Below are 17,957 nucleotides of genomic sequence, written 5' to 3'. Positions count from 1 at the left end.
ATCGGCCCAGCCTGACTTCTGTCGGCGGATGGGCCGATGAACGCGGGCAGCAATTTCCGCTCGAAGGCCACCACCCTCTTGCTACTCGCCTGAATTTTCCAGTCGAGCCGCCCGCTGGACTGGGACACGATGACGCCGAACGAACGGGAAATCTAAGCGGTCGCCGTGATCCGCCTGGAGTTGCGGATCGACGACGAAACGGCCGCCATAAAACGCGAGGCGCTCGGCGATGGCGTCCATGCCCGCAAGCGCGTCACGTGTGTCTGGTATTGCCGGGGAAGGTCGCGGTCGCTACTGGTGATACCACTCCTTCATCACGTCGACCTGCTCCGAATTCTTACCATTCCATCGCCAGGCGACTTTATAATTCGCCCGGAAGTTTTCGTCCGAGAGCCGCTGGGCGTCGTCCTTGAGCCCGAGCGGTTACGAGCACGATGCATTGCTCGGATCCCACGTATCATCCGGGCATATTGCCGGGTTGAAAGATGCGGAGACGCCGATATTCGACTTGGGAAGAGGTACTGCTCCGACCTCAAGGCAGCCTTCTCGAGCCACGCACGGACAGCTGACCTGGTCGCTTCGGTCAGTTCGAACTGAACGGGCCGTTGTGTCTTTCGCTGGACGACTTGGCTTACATTCCGGACGTCGAGGACACAATTTGGCGTGAATTTCGTCGCTAGTCCGGAGGGCGAAAGGCGTCTTCCGGGACGCCAAGTAGCCCGAGCAGCTGACGCTGCAATTCCGTGAGTGGAACGGTCGAAGACCTGCACAGTGTGTGCACCATCGATCAGCCGGTGACGTTCGGCGAGGCTAAACAAGCGCAGGATTTGTTCGGTCGTGGGGCGTGCTCACTGACGCTGCTCGGGATAAAGAGGCAGTTCGTCGATATTCGCGCGCTTCATGGCAAGGCGCAGCTCGCGTTCAATGAGCGCCTGCACGAGCAGTGCGAGGAAGTACAGCGTGAAGAACGCCTCGATACGCGTAGACCGAAGCAATGTTGTCACCGAAAGCGAAGCAAAGTCGTCACCTCGGGTGGGGAGCGTTAAAAACCTTGGGGTTCCGGCTCAGGACGCCTACGATTCTGGCAGTCATAGCCACCGGAGTTGGAAATGAAAGTCACAGTTCGCGTCGAGATCACTATCGATTGGGATGAAACGGACACCTTCGAAATATGTCAGCTAGAACGTCCCTATCACAAACTGGAACCTGAGAACGTCGGCCTGTCACTCGCTGAAGGAAAAGACCTGCTACACAAGCTGCAGATGGGTAGTGGTAGCAGCGCAGGCAGAAGAGGTCTGCATGCTGCGGCGTTTTTGTACGCGCTGTCACCGTTTTCTCGCGCTCAAGGATCTGCGGATTCGCAAGGTGGACACGGTCTTTGGTACCGTGCCCTTTCGCAGCGCCCGGATCATTTGCTGTCCGTGCGAGACGGCTTTCCAGATGGAGTATCCGTATAGTCCGATGAGCGAATTTGTTCCGGAGCGAGCGACCACTGAACTGCTGTCGCTTGAAGCGAGGCTGTCGGCACAGATGCCGTATCGGCAGGTCGTCACCATGTTGCGTGAGTTCTTTCCAGAGCGGGAGACACTGAACCATGTGACGGTGCGAAACAGGGCGTTACGGGCGGGAGCGCGCATAGAGGCTGTTCATCCGGTCACATGTAGCACACCCAACAACGATGCGGAGTGGACGCTGACCATCGACGGAGGATTCGTTCGGGGGCGCCACAAATCAGAATGTTCGAGCTTTGAGATTCTAACGGGGCGACTCACCACCAAAGACCAGACTTCCCGCGTATTTGCTTTCGTCAGGAACAGGTTGCCGGACGTTGCGGAGCGGTTCGCGACCCTCGTGAAAGCAGCATCTGGAAGCGATCAACCGAAACTGTCGGTCATCACCGATGGAGCCAACGGGCTGCAGTCGATCGCTGGTCGATTGCCGTTTGCTTCTACACCCATCCTGGACTGGTTCCACATATCGATGCGCGTGCGGTACCTTGAGCAGATCATCAAGGGCATGCGTGCAACGACCGAAACTGAAAAAGCCACCCGACGTGTGTTGATTTCCCGCGTCGACAAGCTGCGCTGGTGCTTCTGGCACGCCAGGCTGGAGAAGGCGAAAACTCGGATGCAGGGCATTCTGACCATCTGTCGGGTGATCGTGCCGGAAACACCTGGCATTGCAGAGAGTCTGGCGCAGCTTGACTACCGGACTCGAGAGCTTGTCGAATATGTCGAAGCGAATGGCGGGGCGACGATCAACTACGGCGAACGACATCGTCGTGGCAAACCTATCTCGACCGCAACGGCTGAGTCTGCAGTCAATCAGGTGCTGAATCAGCGGATGTGCAAGCGTCAACAAATGCGCTGGTCGCCGATCGGAGCACATCTGCTTGCTCAGGCCCGATGTGCTGTCGTCAACGGTGACCTTGCCGAAAGACTTGCGAGATACGAGCCGCCAAGGGAGCCCTTGTCACACGAAGTTGCCGAGTTCATAAAGCAGTTCAAGCTAGCATCGAAGTTACAACCCCAAGGGTTTTAACGCTCCCTTAATGCTGTCAACTGGTTGCGCGTTTCCGTCCATTGCGAACGGAAGAACTACGATGACCGTTGGTAATCGTGCGAAGCCAGGAACATCGTTGTGAAAAGCGACTGGTATCTCGATATCGGAGTTTGCATTATGATCAGGAATGCGAATGCAACAGGCGTGAGCAATCACGGCGCGTGCCGCAGTCAGTGAAGTGCGAGCCCCGCGCTGGTTCATCAGTAGTGGCGCAGGTTAATCATCGTATAGGCAAGCGTCTTGAACGCGTAGTGAACGTCACTGATGCGTTCAAAACGCAGCAGCAGACGGCGGAACTTGTCCTCCCAGGCGAAGACCCGTTCAATGGTCCTGAAGCGCTCCTCGAAGATGGCCGGATCGTAGCGCTGCTTGCGGCCCCGCTTCGGTATTTTGCGTCCGCGCGGATTCTCGGGGATGTTCGGGGTCATGCCGCGATTGAAAATCGCCTTGCGGTTGGCCCTGCAGTCGTAAATGCCATCCAGGCTGACGATTGAACCGTGCAGGCCCGCGCCAATGGCGCGGGCCATGGCGGTGAGGCTTGGCAGCGCGTCGCGCAACAGCGGTGATTCGTTGCGGTTGCCGGGAGCGCTGATGAATGGTGCAATGACGTTGCAGTTGCGATCGCACAAGGCTACCACCTTGTCGCCCTTCAGATGCTTGTGCCCGCTATACCCGAGATTGTCGCCGCCTTTCTTCGCCGCCGTCGTGGTACCGTCGCCATGGATGACCGAAAGGTCAAGCAGCTGGTCCTGATGAAGCTGCTGCACCGAGCCCGAAAAGATGGCATCGATACAACCATCGGCCTGCCAGCGACGAAACGTGCGGTAGATGCGCGTACAGTGGATTTCAGGGTGACCTTCTGCATTCCTGTCGATCGGCAGCATCTTCCATTGACAACCCATGTACAGCGCCTGCAGGATGTAGTTGAAGATCTTGTGCAAGGCCAGCGTGGGGGGAGGTCCGCGACGGCCCAGGCTCAGATGCGGCCAGACAAATTGCTCGAACTGCTCCAGGCGCAATCTTGTTGGAATCTTTTGCCAGCATGGGCTTCGGGTCATTCGCTGCGTCCAGAAATCTGGACTTTAGCCGATCTGGCTACTCTGACCTGAAATCCAGTCCGGGCGCGGCTTGCAGACAAACTCCATGGCCGTCGAAATCCCGCAACCAGTTGTGTAGGATCGACAAACTATGTCGCGTGATGTAGAGGGCTGCCTTGCGCGACGCCGCACGAGTGGGGGGTGATCGTAAAAGCCCGGTCTCTTTACCCGACATAATCCGGAACGACACATAGTGACGCAGGGCGGGCGGGGAGACGCGTTTGCCGATCTGCGCGGCCTCGGCGGCGGCGTGAACGGCGCGGTTCAGCTGCCGGGTGCTGAGCGGGTCGACGGGTTCCATTCCGGGAAACAGCCACCCGCCATCAAGCATGGTGCCCTGGGCACGCGCGACCCGCCACCACAGCCGCAGGCGTTCGAGCAGCACCGGCGAGAGCATCGCGTAGCGGTCCTTGCGGCCCTTACCCTGCTCGATGCGCAGTGTCATGCGCTGGCTGTCAATGTCGCTGACCTTCAGCGCTACCACCTCGCTCGCGCGTAGCCCCGCGCCGTACGCGACCGACAGCGCGGTCTGGTGCTTCAGGTTTCCGGCTGCTGCGATCAGCCGCCGCACCTCTTCGGGGCTGAGCACGACGGGTAATACGCGGGGCACGCGCACGGGTTGCATCCTGACCATCAGCTCGGGCCGGTCGAGCGTGACTGTGAAGAAGAACTTCAGGCCGGTGATCGCGTGGTTCAGCGACATGGCCGATGTGCCGTGCTCGACCAGATAGAGCTGGTAGCGCCGCAGGTCCTCGACGGTGGCCGTGTCAGGTGAGCGCCCGAGAAACCGGGCGAACTCACGCACGATGTGCAGATAGATGTCCTGCGTCTTGGGGGCAAGCTGGCGCATACGCATGTCGTCGATCATGCGCTGGCGCAATCGGCTGGCGTTTGCTGGTAAGGAGGTCATGATTCGGCTCCTGTTGAAGAACGAGGCGGATTGCCTCATTCGCCAACATAAAGCCGAGTGACCGGCCTCTCCCTGACCTCCAGCGTCAGACCGTAGCCCCTACCGCGCGAGCGGTTTAGTGTACGCCCGTGATGGCGTGCTATCTGCGGGGTGTAAGTCCCCGTCGGAGTTGGCCACAGCTCCGTAGCTGAAGGTAACTGCGTCGTCGTGAGGCGGGGTGGGGAGTAACCGGAAGCGAACTGTCGGTCCGTAGGTTAACGAACCTGTTTCGGCGGGGTATGGCGGCGAGCCTGCACTAAAGTGGCGAAGCCTGGAAACAACACAGCACGCTGTCGTGGCGGACAAAGCGGTGCGGTGGCGTACCACGTGGTTGAGGACGGAACGATGGGACGGTAGTGCGAAGCAAACGGGGAGACCTGTCAGCGAGGTGAACGCTGGCAGGAGTCAGAGTCCCGATAGTACTGCACACGGCAGCGTCAAGCCGTGGAGACCTGCGTCAGAGCAAAAGGCGCAATAGGGAAGCGGGGCAGGAAAGTTGATAGCAAAAGACCGGAAGGAAGCAGAGGTGAAGATCGAAGCATCGCCAGTGTCGGAAACGACTAAACAAGATGCAGACGCGCCGGGAAGCTGCGTGCAGCGGAAATTCGCGTCGGCTTCAATCTGGACGGACGCTATGTTGGCTGCTCTACAAAACGGAGTTAAAGGAGGCAAATGGCACAGTCTGATCGACAAGGTGTTTCGCCTGGAGACGCTCGCGCTGGGATGGGCTCAGGTCGAGAAGAACGCCGGGGCGGCGGGAGTGGACCGCATGAGCGTGAAGCGATTCGCGCAAGCGCGGGACCGATACCTCGCTGAACTGGCGCAAGCATTGCAGGATGGTAGCTATCGCCCGCAGCCAGTGCGGCGCGTCTACATACCGAAAGGTAAAGGACGTCGTCCGCTCGGTATACCCGCTGTAAAGGATCGCGTCGTTCAGGCGGCCCTGAAGCTGGTGATCGAGCCGATCTTTGAGCATGAGTTCGAGCCGAGAAGCTACGGCTTTCGCCCGGGCCTAGGCTGCAAGGATGCGCTGCGCGAAGTGGATCGGCATGTGAAAGCGGGCTACTGCTGGGTGGTCGATGCTGACCTGCAAAGCTATTTTGACTCGATTCCACACTCACCTCTGCATATTCCACGCAAATCGAGCGGCCATTCTGCGGCAAAGCGAGCAAGCATTCCACGCGAAACCGAGCAGGCATTCCACAACAAAGCGAGCGCTGCGGACATGGCGACGCGGGGTGAGTTTTTTTACTCCTTCCCGCCTTCGGCGGTCAAACTATTTCGGCGCTTGCGCATCGATTCGCCTGAGAGCGTGAAGCGATGCGCGTTGTGAACCAGCCGGTCGAGAATTGCATCAGCGAGCGTCGGATCTCCGATGGCAGCATGCCAGCTGTCGACTGGAATCTGGCTGGTGACGATCACCGAGCGCCGGCCGTGCCGGTCGTCGAGCACCTCCAGCAGATCGCGCCGCGCCGCATCTGACAGCGGTGCCATGGCCAGGTCATCCATGACGAGGATGTCGGTCTTGGCCAACTGTGCCAGCAGCTTTGCGTAGCCCCCACTGCCGTGCGCGATGGCCATCTCCTCGTTGAACTTCGGCATGCGCAGATAGCAGGCCGAGAAGCCCTGGCGACACGCCTGGTTGACCAGCGCGCATGCAAGCCAGCTTTTACCGAGCCCGGTTGGTGCGACCAGAATGATGTTCTGGTGCGCCCGTACCCATTCGCCAGTGAGCACCCGGGCGAGCAGCGCACGATCCAGTCCACGGGGCTCGCGGTAGTTGATGTCTTCGGGCACCGCGTCCGGGAAACGCAGCTTCGCGCGGCGTAGCCGCGCCGTGAGCAGGCGCGACTGACGTTCGCTTGCTTCCCGTTCGACGAGCAGCCCCAGGCGCTCCTCGAAGCCGAGCTGGTCGATGCTGCTCTGGGATTGCTGGTCGGCCAGCGCGGCGGCCATGCCGAACAGGCGCAACTCGTGCAGCCGCTCGACAGTTGGATGATGCAGCATGTCATGATCTCCTTTCAGTGGTAGTAAGACGGTCCACGCACGTTGGCATGCGCGAGCGGCAATTCGGTCTGGGCGGCGGCCGTGTCGGCCCTGTTCTCCAGACCGTTCTTCAGCGTCGAGGCGATGAACCGATAGCTCGGCGCTTTAAGATCAATGGCACGCTGGCAGGCGGCTTCCAGTCGCGCATGGCCATAGTCCTTGCCCATGCGCAGCACGCCCAGACAGGCGCGGTAAGCCTGCTGTGGATGCTGGCGACCGCCAAGCAGGTGTTCGATGACTGCGGCGGTGTGCGGGCCGATCTCCATGGCCCAGTTGATCAGCCGCTGCGGATTCCACTCGGTGGTCGCTGCCCGATGATTCGCCGGCATGTGGGCGGCGATCGTGGTGTGATGGCCGCGGCGCTCGCTCTTCGCGTGCGCGGCAATGCGCTGACCGCGCAGGAAGATCTCGACGGTCGTCTTCGTGTGGCGCACCTCCACCTGCTCGCGGGCGTGGCTGTATGAGACGGAGTAAAAGTGTTCGTCGAGCTCGACATGGTAATCAATGCCGACGCGAGCAACCTTCCACTGCGCATACTGGTAGGGTCTGTCTGGCAGCGGACGAAGTGCCGGACGATCAAGTTCCTCGAAGGCGCTGCGGCGGCAACCGGGCAGTTTCTTGAACGGCCTGTTGTTCAGTTCAACGAGGAGTGCCGCGATCGCGCGGTTGGCTTCGTCGAGGCTGAACAGCCGCTGGTTGCGCAGCCGTGCCAGAATCCAGCGCTGCGCCAGGAGCACCGACTGCTCGACCTTCGCTTTATCACGGGGCCGACGTTTGCGGGCTGGGATGATCGCCACGGAATAATGCGCGGCCATCTCTCCATAGGTCCGGTTCAGAACCGGATCGTAGAAGTCGGCTTTGTGCACGCCGGACCTCAGGTTGTCGGGGACCAGGATCTCGGGACAACCGCCAATGAAGTTCAAGGCGCGCACATGCGAGCCAATCCAGTCCTCAAGCTGCTGGGTCCAGGTGACTTCGGCGTAGGTGTAGTTTGATGCGCCGAGCGTCGCGACGAATACCTCTGCTTCACGGATCTCGCCGGTGTGCGGATCGACGATGCCCAACCTGTTACCCGAATAGTCGATGAACAGCTTCTCCCCGGGCGTGTGCGTCTGGCGAAGCGTGACCGGCAACGCTGCCGCCCATCGCTCGTAATACTTGCAGAACCAGCTGTAGCCGTAGCCTTCGGGCTCCTGCGCTTTGTACTCGTTCCATAGCAGGTCAAGCGTCACGCCTTTCCTGCCGAGCTCACGATGTACCATCGGCCAATTGGGCATCGGCCGTGTCCGGCTTGACGACGGCGGCGGCGGGAATAGCAGCGCATCCAACGCTGTCTCCTCCATCGTCATCGCCTTCTCGAAGTCCAGTTGTGCGCGCCGTACGCGATCCAGATAGTCCCAGACCGTCGCGCTCGATGCGCCTATCGTCGTCGCGATCTCACGCTGGCTACGCTGGCACACAAAGCGCAGGCGTAGCACTTCCTTGATTTGACGCATGGATAACCTTTTATTCGACATTCGCTCGCTCGACAAAATCGTCAAGCGTGCCATGGTTATCCCGCGTTGCCGTCCCTCCAGCTTACCGCTCGGTTACGCGTGGAAATCGCGCTCGGGCAGTCGCGGAATCCCTGCTCGATTTGCCGTGGAATCGACGCTCGGCTTGCTGTGGAATCCGTGCTCGGTTCGCCGTGGAATTGGTGTTCGGTTTGGCGTGGAATACGCACTCACCTCTTCTTGCAAGAGTGGCAGGGCGAATCTCGGACGGCCGGGTTCTGGAACTCATCCAGTACTTTCTCAAGCAGGACATCATGGAAGACATGACGCGTTGGACGCCGACTTCCGGCAGTCCTCAAGGGGCGGTTGTCAGCCCCTTGTTGGCAAATCTGTACCTGCACGAGCTTGACGTGGAAATGCGCGAAGCCGGGCTGGTAATGGTGCGCTACGCGGATGACGCCGTGGTGTTATGCCGCACACGTGAGGAAGCGGAAGCTGCGCTCACTCGCATGCGGGCCTGGGTGAATGCGAACGGCTTGACACTGCATCCGGACAAAACCCACGTTGGGGATTGCCGGCTGGAAGGTCAAGGGTTCGAGTTTCTGGGCTACCGGTTCGAAGCCGGCGAGCGTTGGGTGCGCAAGAAGAGTCTCATGGGGCTGCGGGACAAAATCCGCGCCCTGACCAGACGTAACAGGGGCGATTCGATCGAGGGCATCGTTGCGTCGATCAACCCGATCCTGCGCGGCTGGTTCGGCTATTTCCAGAATGCCCACCGATACACCTTCTCGTCGGTCGACGGCTTTGTTCGCCGCCGTCTGCGAGCGATCCTGCGCCGACAGTTACACCGTCCGGGTCAAGGTAAATGCTTGCGCGATCACACCCGATGGCCAAACGCCTTCTTCGCTAATCTTGGGCTGTTCACGATGTCCGAGGCTCATCGATTGGCGCGCCAATCCCGATGTGGAAACAACTGACTGGAGAGCCCGTCGCGGGAAAACTGCACACCGGGTTCGGAGGGAGGGGACGGCGACCGCCGTTTCCTACCCCTATCCGTCGACCCGATCCGGCCACTGGATCCCTCGCCCCTTCAACGGCAGCTTCCAGGATTCAGCTGTCATCCGCGCCTTTGCGTCGGCGGGCAAGTATGCCTTTCCTTTCCGAACGGTTGCGGATCGCCGGCAACGATCGACCGGCGCCGTGACGTCGACGTCCACTTCCGAAAAATACTGAGGGAGCACTCCCGACCCAATAACAGTCACGTTTGCCGAATACAGAAGATTTGCCCCGGGTGGCAGGTGTTTGACCGATCTGCCGGGTACGTCGACTGGTAACAGACGAATTGCGACGCTCCGGCGCCAAGCGCCACCTGCAATACTTGAATCGATGCGTCAGCATCGCACCACATCGGTTCAAATATGCACTGATTGCGTGCATATGCTATTCATGCGCTTCCGCGGCGGGCCGAAGTTCTCGCGAGCTCGTTCGCAATCGCGACCTGCGCCAAGGGTTCGCGCCAACCAATGCGGACAAAAACGTTGGTGCATTTTTTGCTTTAAAATATTGTACGGTGTGGGCAGGTGCAGATCTTGTGTGACACGAGGAAGATGCAAACCTGTCCACTATTGCTGCAGGCTTCAGGTTCGCGGGTTGCTACACAGCGCCCACGAAGGTGCTGCCCGACTGATTCAGCACGGTTGTGGCGCTGCTCGAACCATCGGGCAGACAGCTGCGATTGTCGTGCCTGGGGCGGACCGCCAGGTCGCCGGTCAAGCTTTGAGAAGGAGTGAATGGTATGCGTTCCGGAAGATCGCCGAAGGGTGCCGCGCGAGGCTTTATTATCCCTATTGGCGGCGCGGAAAATCGGGTTCAGAACCCGGTTATTCTGCGCCGTTTCGTGAAACTTTGCGGTGGGTCGCGCGCGCACATTGCGGTCATCCCCACTGCCTCCTCGCTGGATGACACGGGGGATCTCTATGAGTCGGTGTTCCGCGATCTCGGCGCTGACCGAGTCAGTATCCTGCCATTCAAGACACGCCGCGACTGCGAATCGGACAGATACCTGAAGGTGCTCGATCGCGCCGACGGGGTCTTCATGACCGGGGGCGACCAGGTACGCCTCGCCGAGATGCTGAGCGACACGCCGGCGGCGGAGAAGCTTCATAGCCGTAACGCACACGGCATGCACGTAGCCGGGACCTCGGCCGGGGCCTCCGCCATGTCAGCTGCCATGATTGCCGGGGGGAAGAGCGGGGCCACGCCCCGCGCCGGGATGGTCGACCTGGCACCAGGCTTGGGGCTCATCAGCCGTTTTGTTATCGACCAACACTTCGGCCAGCGGGATCGGCTCGGACGCCTGCTCACGGCAGTGGCTTCCATCCCGTTTGGGGTGGGCATTGGGCTGGACGAGGATACGGCTGCGTTCATCGGTCCAGACGAAATGCTGGAGGTGGTAGGCAGCGGCGGCGTCACCATCATCGACGGGTCGAATCTGCGCAACTCTGCAGCTGATTCCGTTCGCCATGACGACCCGGTAGGCTTGACCGGAATACGTCTGCATATCCTGGTTGATGGCAATATGTATCATCTCGGGACGCATAGCCTGGTAGGCGGTACGTTGTCTGCGCGGAGTTACGTCCCCAGTGGATCGAACGCTACTGCTCTGACCTGATCGGCTAGAAGAGGCAAAAGCCGGATCATCCACGAAGCGGGGCAGCGCGTATCTGTGCTGCCCCGCTCCACATTCCGCTTGCCGATATAAAATCGCATATCATGCGTCAACCCCTCGAAGACGCGAAGATAAGACGTCAGCTGATTCGAGCCCGGCAGCAACAAAGCTCCGGCCGGAAAAGTGGGTTACGTGGTGGCTGCACGAGACTTGGGCTACTTCAAGATTTGGCCACTCTATCGGAGTGAAAGTTGGGTCGTGCAAAGGCGCCCATTGGCGGTACACGAGGCTTTATCGTCCCCATCGGGGGCGATGGAAGGCTAATACGAAACGCTGCCATCCTGCGCCGCTTCATCGAGATTTGCGGCGGCTCCCGCGCGCATATCGGCATCATCCTTACGGGCTCCGCGACCAAGGACGCCGGCCGCCGTTATGAAAGGGCGTTCCGTGATCTGGGGGGGGATCGGGTCAGTGCCCTCAAATTTGAGACCCGAGCCGACTGCGAGGCGAAGCGAAACCTGGACATGCTCGATAGTGTCGACGGGCTTTTCCTCACGGGGAGCGACCCGGTCCATCTTTCCGAGACGCTAGGTAGTACTTCGATGGCGCAGAAAATTCGCAACCGGAATGCACAGGGTATGCACGTGGCCGGCACCTCCGCTGGTGCAGCGTTCCTGCCCGGGCAGATGATTGCGGCCGGTGAGAGTGGCACTACGCCGCGTGCTGACATTGTTCAATTAGCGCCGGGCTTGGGCCTGATCGAGCGGTTGATCATCGATCAGCACTTTCGCCACCAGGACCGGCTCGGGCGTCTGCTCATGGCCTTGACTTACAACCCACTTGCCATCGGCATCGGCCTGGATGAAGACACCGCCGCCTTTATCGGTCCGGATCATAGGCTGCAGGTCCTGGGCAGCGGCGGCATCACCATTGTGGACCCCTCCGAACTGCAGCACTCCGCCATACATCCGGATCGCCGCCATGCCCCAGTAAGCGTAGTTGGCCTGCACCTGGACATACTGGTTGAAGGCAGCCTGTATGATTTAACAGCGCATATGGCGAGCATAAGGCGCTAATTTCGCATTCACCCGCCAGGGAGCGACTAGTGTAACGAGGCCTCCCGGAGAATCTTGATCTGAATGTCAGGTACAAAAAAGTCCGAATACATCAGATCGTTACCGACCTTTTCCCAGGAGTCGGGCCTGCATATCTCGCACATCTTTTCCGTCCTGCTGTTTTCTATATAGATCCACGACAGAGCGCCAAAAAACCTTTCGTGCCTTTCCGGCAGATTGTCCGATGAGCTTTCCATAGGTACCCATCCTACCGCGGGGACATAGAACTCTACCCACGCATGATCATAATCCGGCACACAGACCGAGTTGACCCTTGCATATCTCAGTTTGTACTCGGGAACCTTGAAATCCCCGACCGGCCTGCATGCCACCCCGCAAAGCCTCATTAATCCTATCAACAGCTCCATGTACTTTCCGCAAGTCCCTTCGCCGCTTCTCAAGGTCTCAACGGGACTTGTATACGTGTTGTTGTAGCGATACCCCAATCTGCTATAAACATATTCACGCACGGTTTTCGCAATCTTGACTACATTTCCGCGCTCTTTTCTCGGGATCGCCGAAATCAGGTCCGCAGCAATGCGCCTTAACTCTTGCCTATCCATATCGTACCTGAGCTCTCTCTTAAGAAATCGCGTCTTAATTTCGTCTGGATAGCCTGAATCCGGGGCATTCAACTTGAACCTTATCCCATATAGTTCAATTACGGCGCTGTAGCCGAAGTAACGGCGTTCTATATCAAGCTCAACGCCCCTGAAATCGAATTCCGCAATCTCGTTGCCGCTTTCGTCCCTTCTTATAATCCCAGGAACATCTCCAATAATTTTTACTGATTTCACCTTCTGCCTTCGCGTCTCGACCGGAATCGACAACCTGACGCACATCTTGACGCCCTTGATCCTTTCCAGAATATCATGGGCAGGCTTGAGCATTTCAGCATAAGAAAATTCCACTTCGTAACCATCCGAAAGCCCGAAATTTCCAGCCATACCAAGCCCCATTATTTTATAATCAAGTTTCTCTATAAAGCCATCTGAAATGTTCCTGTTGAGTTTTATATTTGGACTGTTGTCGACATCCGCCTTCGCGCCCGCATCATCAAAGACGTCCCAACTTTTCTGATTGTAGTATATATAGATGCCAGATCTTTCTATATCTGATGTTTTAACTGAAGCTATTCCAGACGCCCCTTCATGGGGTGTCGTCAGCGATGCCAAATGAGTCCCGTCAAGACTGTATATATAAATGGCCCGACTAATGTCACTCAATATGAAGAGGCGATCCCCATGCAAGGTAATGTCGTTTATTCTATTGCCCACATCCACTGACCGTATTGGCCGATCCCCATCCAGAATGAACAAGATCCCGCTACTGTCAGCCACGTAATATCTACCGCCTTTCCAATATAGACCGACAACATCTTTTGCGTCATTGATTGTGACGGTGTCCATAACTTCATAGACCATCCCATTTTCTATCCCGAGCGCATAGATTCTATTAAAACGCGAATAATTGATAATGCCATCCGGTCGCATACATACGGCACCTGCCCCCTTGAATTCGTTGAAGCTTTTGAAGTTGACAACTCCTTGAAAGAATCCCGTCCGAACGTCAATTTTGCCAAGAGCCCCAAGCTCCGGATCTACGACGAAGATCGCATCTTCCTCATTGCTATCTATAGAGGTGATGTTCTTTGCAAAGAGCGGTTTTATCGAGGTGATCACAAATCCCCCGGATCATTCTGATCGGTGAGGCATGGGCCGGGCATACGCCCGACCCATTCTCTCCAAGTCTTGTCGGAGGCGGCGCTTGAAACCGCAACAGAGCTCCTTGAGGGTGTGCGCTGCGCCTTCTGCGCTCAAGCGCACCAAGATCGCTAATGCTGTCGGCCTCTCGACGTTTCCCGCTCCCTGCCTCTCAGGTTTTCCCGCTCCCTGTCTCTCAGGTCGTCTCGCTCCCTGTCTCTCAGGTCCTCTCGCTCCCTGTCTCTCAGGTCCTCTCGCTCACTGCCTCTCAAGTCTTCTTGCTCACCACCTCTCAAGGCCTCTTGAATAAAATCGGCAAAGTCCGAGAGATGCCTTAGATTTGAATCCAGGGGATTGCGCGAAGACCCGCTCATTGCTTCATGACGTATCAGGTCCAGGGCGATTTCGACGGCCACCCTCCGCTTCGAGGAGGCATCCAGCGTGGCGTCGTTATCGTTGTAGAGAAGAAATCTCTGTTTCTCATCCATTTTGACTCTCCAAGGTATTGAACTCCATGAAGGATGGACCTCACGCTTCATCCGCCCTGGAGCCCTGTCACCAGGTCCGCTTGCGACCGCCTGGCAGGTCGTCGTAACCACGGCGAACAGTCATTCAGTCTTCAATCTCTCGCGCCAACCGCACGCCGCGCTCGTCACGAATGATCTCCATGCTACTACTGTCCCACCCGAACCCGCCCAGGTCGTCTTGACGGATCTTGACTGGGGTCGGCCTTCTCTCAATGGCGTGCCCTGTTTGCGCGTCTGGCCTGAAACGCACGATCTGCTCCCAGGCACGTGTGTAGTCTTCGCTCAACAAGAGGAGCAAGTCGCCAGGCCCGGCCATTTCGAGCGCCGACTGATTCGCCGTCTGCTCATCGGCTATGACCTCGATCTGCTCTGCCCCGACTCCATTCTTGCGTAGTGACTCTCGCAGCATTTCCGGCACTTCAAGGTGATCCCGCCCACGCGAGTCACTGTCCCTGTGACAAATGTAGTGCTCAAAGTGTCCCGCCGCGATACGGCCGATCTCCAGGATGTCCTCGTCACGGCGGTCGCCGGGAACCGTCAGCGAAACGATCTTCGCACGCTCGGCTCCCAACCGGTCTACCAGACCGCACATGGTTTTCACGGCCGCGGGGTTATGGGCATAGTCCAAAATCACCCTGAAGGGATGCTGATCGTAGATGTTCAGGCGGCCGGGGGTCTGGAGGAAGGTGTTATCAAAGGTGCGCAGGCCACGGCGGATGCTCTCGAGATCGATTCCGAGGCCGTGGGCGAGGGCTGCAGCGAACATCGCGTTCTGCACATTGTGGAATGCGAGCCCCTGCACCGTGGCCGGGATCACGTGAGTCCACAACAAAGGAAAACGGTGACCGCTGTCCCACAGGCAGACCATGTGGCCGTTTATCTCTTCCTCCAGCACGACCGCCACGCCGCCCGCCTGGACGTGCTCATTTACCAAGGGGTGAGCCGCGTTCATGGTCACGTAGCCCAGGCGGTTTGCGTGACTATGATCCGCCATCTTCAGGCACAAGGCGTCGTCAGCGTTGAGGACGGCCATCTCCTTCGCCACCTCGACGACGATGCGCTTGACCTCCGCCATTTGCTCCACCGTTTCGACCCCGCGCAGGCCTAGGTGATCGGCGGTCACATTGAGGCAGCCCGCCACGCTGCATTCCGGATAGCCCAGACCCCGCCGCAGCAGGCCGCCCCGGGCCGTCTCCAGTACGGCGGCATCCACGGCGGGGTCCGCAAGAATCATGCGGGCGGACGTTATTCCGGTCATGTCACCCTTCACAGTCAACCGTCCGTCGACATAGATGCCGTCGGTGGTGCCCAAACCCACCGTGTACCCCGCCAGTTTCAAGATATGAGCGAGCATGCGCGAGGTGGTGGTCTTGCCATTGGTGCCGGTAATGCTGGCAATGGGAATGGTGCTTGGAGCACCGGGTGGAAACAGCATATCGATGATGGGACCGGCAACGTCCCTGGGCGTTCCTTCAGTGGGCGCCAGATGCATCCGTAGACCCGGGCAAGCATTCACCTCGCACATGGCCCCGCCGGTCTCACGATATGGCGCGGCGATATCCGTGGTAATGAAATCAGCTCCCCCGACGTCCAGGCCGATGGCCCTGATGGCCCGGACGGCCATCTCCCGGTTGTCCGGGTGCACGCTATCGGTAACATCGATGGCGGTGCCGCCGGTGGAAAGGTTGGCGGTGGCACACAAGTAGACGATCTCGCCCGCCACAGGCACCGTCGTGCGACCATAACCCTTGTCAGCAAGGAAGCGTTCTGCCACGCCGTCGAGCTCCACGCGGGTGAGCACGTTTTCATGTCCCGCACCCCGGCGTGGATCCTCGTTAATCTCGTCCACCAACTCCTCGATGGTGTGAACACCGTCACCTGACACATGTGCGGGGATGCGTCTGGCAACCGCCAACAATTGATCATTGACGACCAGCATGCGGTAATCAGACCCCGGTATATAGCTTTCGACGAGCACTGCCTCGCTGTACTCCTGAGCCCTCTCAAAAGCGAGCTCCACCCGCTCCGGGGTTGTAACCTGAACCGATACACCCTGCCCGTGATTGGAGTCCAATGGCTTGATCACAACGGGATAGCCGATCTGTTCGGCACTATGGACGGCGTCGCGGGCGCTATAGACCTTGCGCTGCCTCGGCACCGGCAGGCCCGCGTCACGCAGGATCCGGTTGGTCTCCGCCTTGTCCGAAGCCAGGTCTACCGCGATCTGACGGGTCTCGCTGGTGAGCGTCGCCTTGATGCTTTTCTGGAAGCGGCCGCAGCCGAGCCGTATCAGGCTGCCGCGGTTTAGGCGCGTCCATGGAATCGAGCGCTTCATGGCGGCGCTCACCAATGCGGCAGTGCTAGGTCCCACGTCGCAACCCCGCGCATAACGGATGAGTTCATCCAGTTCATGTTCAAAGTCGAAAGCGTCATCGAAGTTCCGCTCCGGCTTCAGCTTCAGGTCTTCAGGAAGCAGGTGCTCGAGCAGGGCCAGGGAAAGGTCTCCGGCTTGCCGACCGACATCCTCGTCCAGGTATTCGTAGACTATGTCGTAATGCCCGCGCGGCCCGGCGGCGCGCGTCTTGCCAAAACTCACATCCGAGCCTGCCACCTTCTGCAGTTCGATCGCTACGTGCTCCATGACATGGCCCAGCCACGTTCCTTCGCCTTCGACCATGCGCCGCACGAACCCACCGGGGGCTTGATAGGAACAGCCATGTTCCCGAAGGCCGGGCAGATAGCCAAGGAGACGATCGATGAAGCCTTGGCCGAGGCGCCCGGTTGGCCACTCTTCAAGCACCCCCAGATCGATGGTGTACCGAATGACCGGGAAATGGGCATGAATATTGGGTCCTTGATAAGCGATGAGTGACTTGACTTCCATTTCATGACCTCCTGCAGTCTCGTTTCAGGTCATTGGTCTCCAAAGCCGCCGAAGTCCCTACAGCCATGGCCTGATCTGATGCGGTTGTGAGGTAGATGGGAGACGAAATTGGGGATCGTGCACGCCAGCACTGTCCGGCAAGCCGCAAGCACCAACGTGACTCGACGGGCCTTCGCTTCGTTTTCATGCAGGGAATGGACTCGGCCAAGATGGCAGAACAGCATCGCCACGAAACGACTCCGCCTTGACAGCGCGTTGCCGAGATGAGCAGCACTAGCCTTCTTTCTCATTGGCCCTGACCTGGTCCGCTCGATGAGCGCGAGGGCCTGACTGGACATGCTGCAGGGTGCCTTCACGTCGTGCTCCTGGCCGGTGGTAATGTGTTAAACGGTCACCCACACCCTAACGCTCCAGCGTCATAACCTTGAACTGGACGAGAGTTATTACAGGTGAGACGAGCGCCACTTTGTAGTCGTCGCAACAGAGACGCACTCATGGGTGTTCCAAGCACGATGACTGCCCGGAACCATCTCCGACCGATCGGCCACTTTAAAAATAGAGGCATTTCCAGATAAAGCAACATCTCTTCCGTAATTTATCTTGCCGAATCCGAACGCCTATCGGCTCTCAGGAGCAAGGGACCTTGGCGAGCAACTGTCCTTGCGTCACGGCGAACGTGGCCCAACCGAGGAACCACAGATTGCCCGCGCACCGTTGCTCCATGGCAGATGATTCGCCTGAACAACGTAAGTCAGATCATCCACCATCGTCCACTTCGGCGTGTCGAGACCGAGAGTCTAGTCCGGGCCGATCGCTCGATCGCTCGAATAGGCTGGCGGTTCCGCAAAGCCGACAAGAGAGTGCGATTAGCGACCACGCAGATTAGCAACCACGCACGAGTGTCCGGAATGGC

13 protein-coding genes and 1 pseudogene are annotated in these 17,957 nt (G+C 58.7%); 5 read left to right on the top strand and 9 right to left on the bottom strand.

The features are described 5' to 3' along the window. Positions 1 to 81 precede the first annotated feature (81 nt). The gene (locus tag OKW41_RS20900; protein WP_429573814.1) at positions 82 to 240 is read right to left on the bottom strand and encodes a hypothetical protein; all 159 of its coding nucleotides are present in this window, start codon (positions 238 to 240) and stop codon (positions 82 to 84) included. 608 nt (positions 241 to 848) lie between these two features. After that, complete coding sequence (locus OKW41_RS20895) at positions 849 to 995, bottom strand: hypothetical protein (RefSeq protein ID WP_429448066.1); 147 nt, start codon at positions 993 to 995, stop codon at positions 849 to 851. A gap of 114 nt (positions 996 to 1,109) precedes the next feature. Here OKW41_RS20895 and OKW41_RS20890 point away from each other — a divergent pair. Continuing rightward, a pseudogene (locus tag OKW41_RS20890) lies at positions 1,110 to 2,494 on the top strand (ISKra4 family transposase); the annotation flags it as partial. A 268-nt stretch (positions 2,495 to 2,762) separates the two neighbouring features. On the opposite strand, the gene OKW41_RS20885 reads toward OKW41_RS20890, so the two are convergent. Next, entirely contained in the window at positions 2,763 to 3,620 is an 858-nt protein-coding gene (locus OKW41_RS20885; RefSeq protein ID WP_429573813.1) for an IS5 family transposase, read from the bottom strand. 37 nt (positions 3,621 to 3,657) lie between these two features. Further along, on the bottom strand, positions 3,658 to 4,569 hold the full coding sequence (locus OKW41_RS20880) for a site-specific integrase (RefSeq protein ID WP_429448070.1): 912 nt from the start codon (positions 4,567 to 4,569) through the stop codon (positions 3,658 to 3,660). A 565-nt stretch (positions 4,570 to 5,134) separates the two neighbouring features. Between OKW41_RS20880 and OKW41_RS20875 the strand changes: the two genes are divergently transcribed. Further along, the gene (locus tag OKW41_RS20875) at positions 5,135 to 5,941 is read left to right on the top strand and encodes a reverse transcriptase domain-containing protein (RefSeq protein ID WP_429573812.1); all 807 of its coding nucleotides are present in this window, start codon (positions 5,135 to 5,137) and stop codon (positions 5,939 to 5,941) included. On the opposite strand, the gene istB is transcribed toward OKW41_RS20875, so the two are convergent. Further along, complete coding sequence (istB, locus tag OKW41_RS20870) at positions 5,857 to 6,615, bottom strand: IS21-like element helper ATPase IstB (protein WP_429571338.1); 759 nt, start codon at positions 6,613 to 6,615, stop codon at positions 5,857 to 5,859. The two genes, OKW41_RS20875 and istB, sit on opposite strands and share 85 nt — an antisense overlap. A gap of 14 nt (positions 6,616 to 6,629) precedes the next feature. Then, complete coding sequence (istA, locus tag OKW41_RS20865) at positions 6,630 to 8,171, bottom strand: IS21 family transposase (protein ID WP_429571339.1); 1,542 nt, start codon at positions 8,169 to 8,171, stop codon at positions 6,630 to 6,632. A 170-nt stretch (positions 8,172 to 8,341) separates the two neighbouring features. Here istA and OKW41_RS20860 point away from each other — a divergent pair, with 170 nt between their 5' ends. The 3 genes from OKW41_RS20860 (at position 8,342) to OKW41_RS20850 (ending at position 11,891) form a co-directional block, all read left to right on the top strand. Beyond that, a complete protein-coding gene (locus OKW41_RS20860; RefSeq protein ID WP_429573811.1) occupies positions 8,342 to 9,124 on the top strand; it encodes a reverse transcriptase domain-containing protein in 783 nt (260 codons plus the stop codon). A gap of 818 nt (positions 9,125 to 9,942) precedes the next feature. Beyond that, on the top strand, positions 9,943 to 10,818 hold the full coding sequence (locus OKW41_RS20855; protein ID WP_187614140.1) for a cyanophycinase: 876 nt from the start codon (positions 9,943 to 9,945) through the stop codon (positions 10,816 to 10,818). A 248-nt stretch (positions 10,819 to 11,066) separates the two neighbouring features. Further along, positions 11,067 to 11,891: a cyanophycinase gene (locus OKW41_RS20850; protein WP_429448074.1), complete on the top strand. Its 825-nt coding sequence runs from the start codon at positions 11,067 to 11,069 to the stop codon at positions 11,889 to 11,891. 26 nt (positions 11,892 to 11,917) lie between these two features. On the opposite strand, the gene OKW41_RS20845 is transcribed toward OKW41_RS20850, so the two are convergent. The 3 genes from OKW41_RS20845 to cphA form a co-directional block, all read right to left on the bottom strand. After that, positions 11,918 to 13,612 carry a transglutaminase domain-containing protein gene (locus OKW41_RS20845; protein WP_429573810.1) on the bottom strand — a complete coding sequence of 565 codons (1,695 nt, stop codon included), beginning with the start codon at positions 13,610 to 13,612 and terminating at the stop codon, positions 11,918 to 11,920. A 152-nt stretch (positions 13,613 to 13,764) separates the two neighbouring features. Beyond that, positions 13,765 to 14,121 carry a hypothetical protein gene (locus OKW41_RS20840; protein ID WP_429573809.1) on the bottom strand — a complete coding sequence of 119 codons (357 nt, stop codon included), beginning with the start codon at positions 14,119 to 14,121 and terminating at the stop codon, positions 13,765 to 13,767. 124 nt (positions 14,122 to 14,245) lie between these two features. After that, complete coding sequence (gene cphA, locus OKW41_RS20835; RefSeq protein WP_429573808.1) at positions 14,246 to 17,044, bottom strand: cyanophycin synthetase; 2,799 nt, start codon at positions 17,042 to 17,044, stop codon at positions 14,246 to 14,248. Positions 17,045 to 17,957: the final 913 nt, after the last annotated feature.

This window comes from Paraburkholderia sp. UCT70, assembly GCF_050434085.1.
Lineage (GTDB): Bacteria > Pseudomonadota > Gammaproteobacteria > Burkholderiales > Burkholderiaceae > Paraburkholderia > Paraburkholderia tuberum.
The sequence above is the reverse complement of the archived record's forward strand: the minus strand, read 5'-3'. Positions and strand labels throughout refer to the sequence as shown.

Coding starts and splice junctions, on each gene's coding strand:
- istB (WP_429571338.1), bottom strand. CDS start 6,615: ATGCTGCATCATCCAACTGTCGAGCGGCTGCACGAGTTGCGCCTGTTC.
- OKW41_RS20885 (WP_429573813.1), bottom strand. CDS start 3,620: ATGACCCGAAGCCCATGCTGGCAAAAGATTCCAACAAGATTGCGCCTG.
- istA (WP_429571339.1), bottom strand. CDS start 8,171: ATGTCGAATAAAAGGTTATCCATGCGTCAAATCAAGGAAGTGCTACGC.
- OKW41_RS20855 (WP_187614140.1), top strand. CDS start 9,943: ATGCGTTCCGGAAGATCGCCGAAGGGTGCCGCGCGAGGCTTTATTATC.
- cphA (WP_429573808.1), bottom strand. CDS start 17,044: ATGGAAGTCAAGTCACTCATCGCTTATCAAGGACCCAATATTCATGCC.
- OKW41_RS20840 (WP_429573809.1), bottom strand. CDS start 14,121: ATGGATGAGAAACAGAGATTTCTTCTCTACAACGATAACGACGCCACG.
- OKW41_RS20880 (WP_429448070.1), bottom strand. CDS start 4,569: ATGACCTCCTTACCAGCAAACGCCAGCCGATTGCGCCAGCGCATGATC.
- OKW41_RS20900 (WP_429573814.1), bottom strand. CDS start 240: ATGGACGCCATCGCCGAGCGCCTCGCGTTTTATGGCGGCCGTTTCGTC.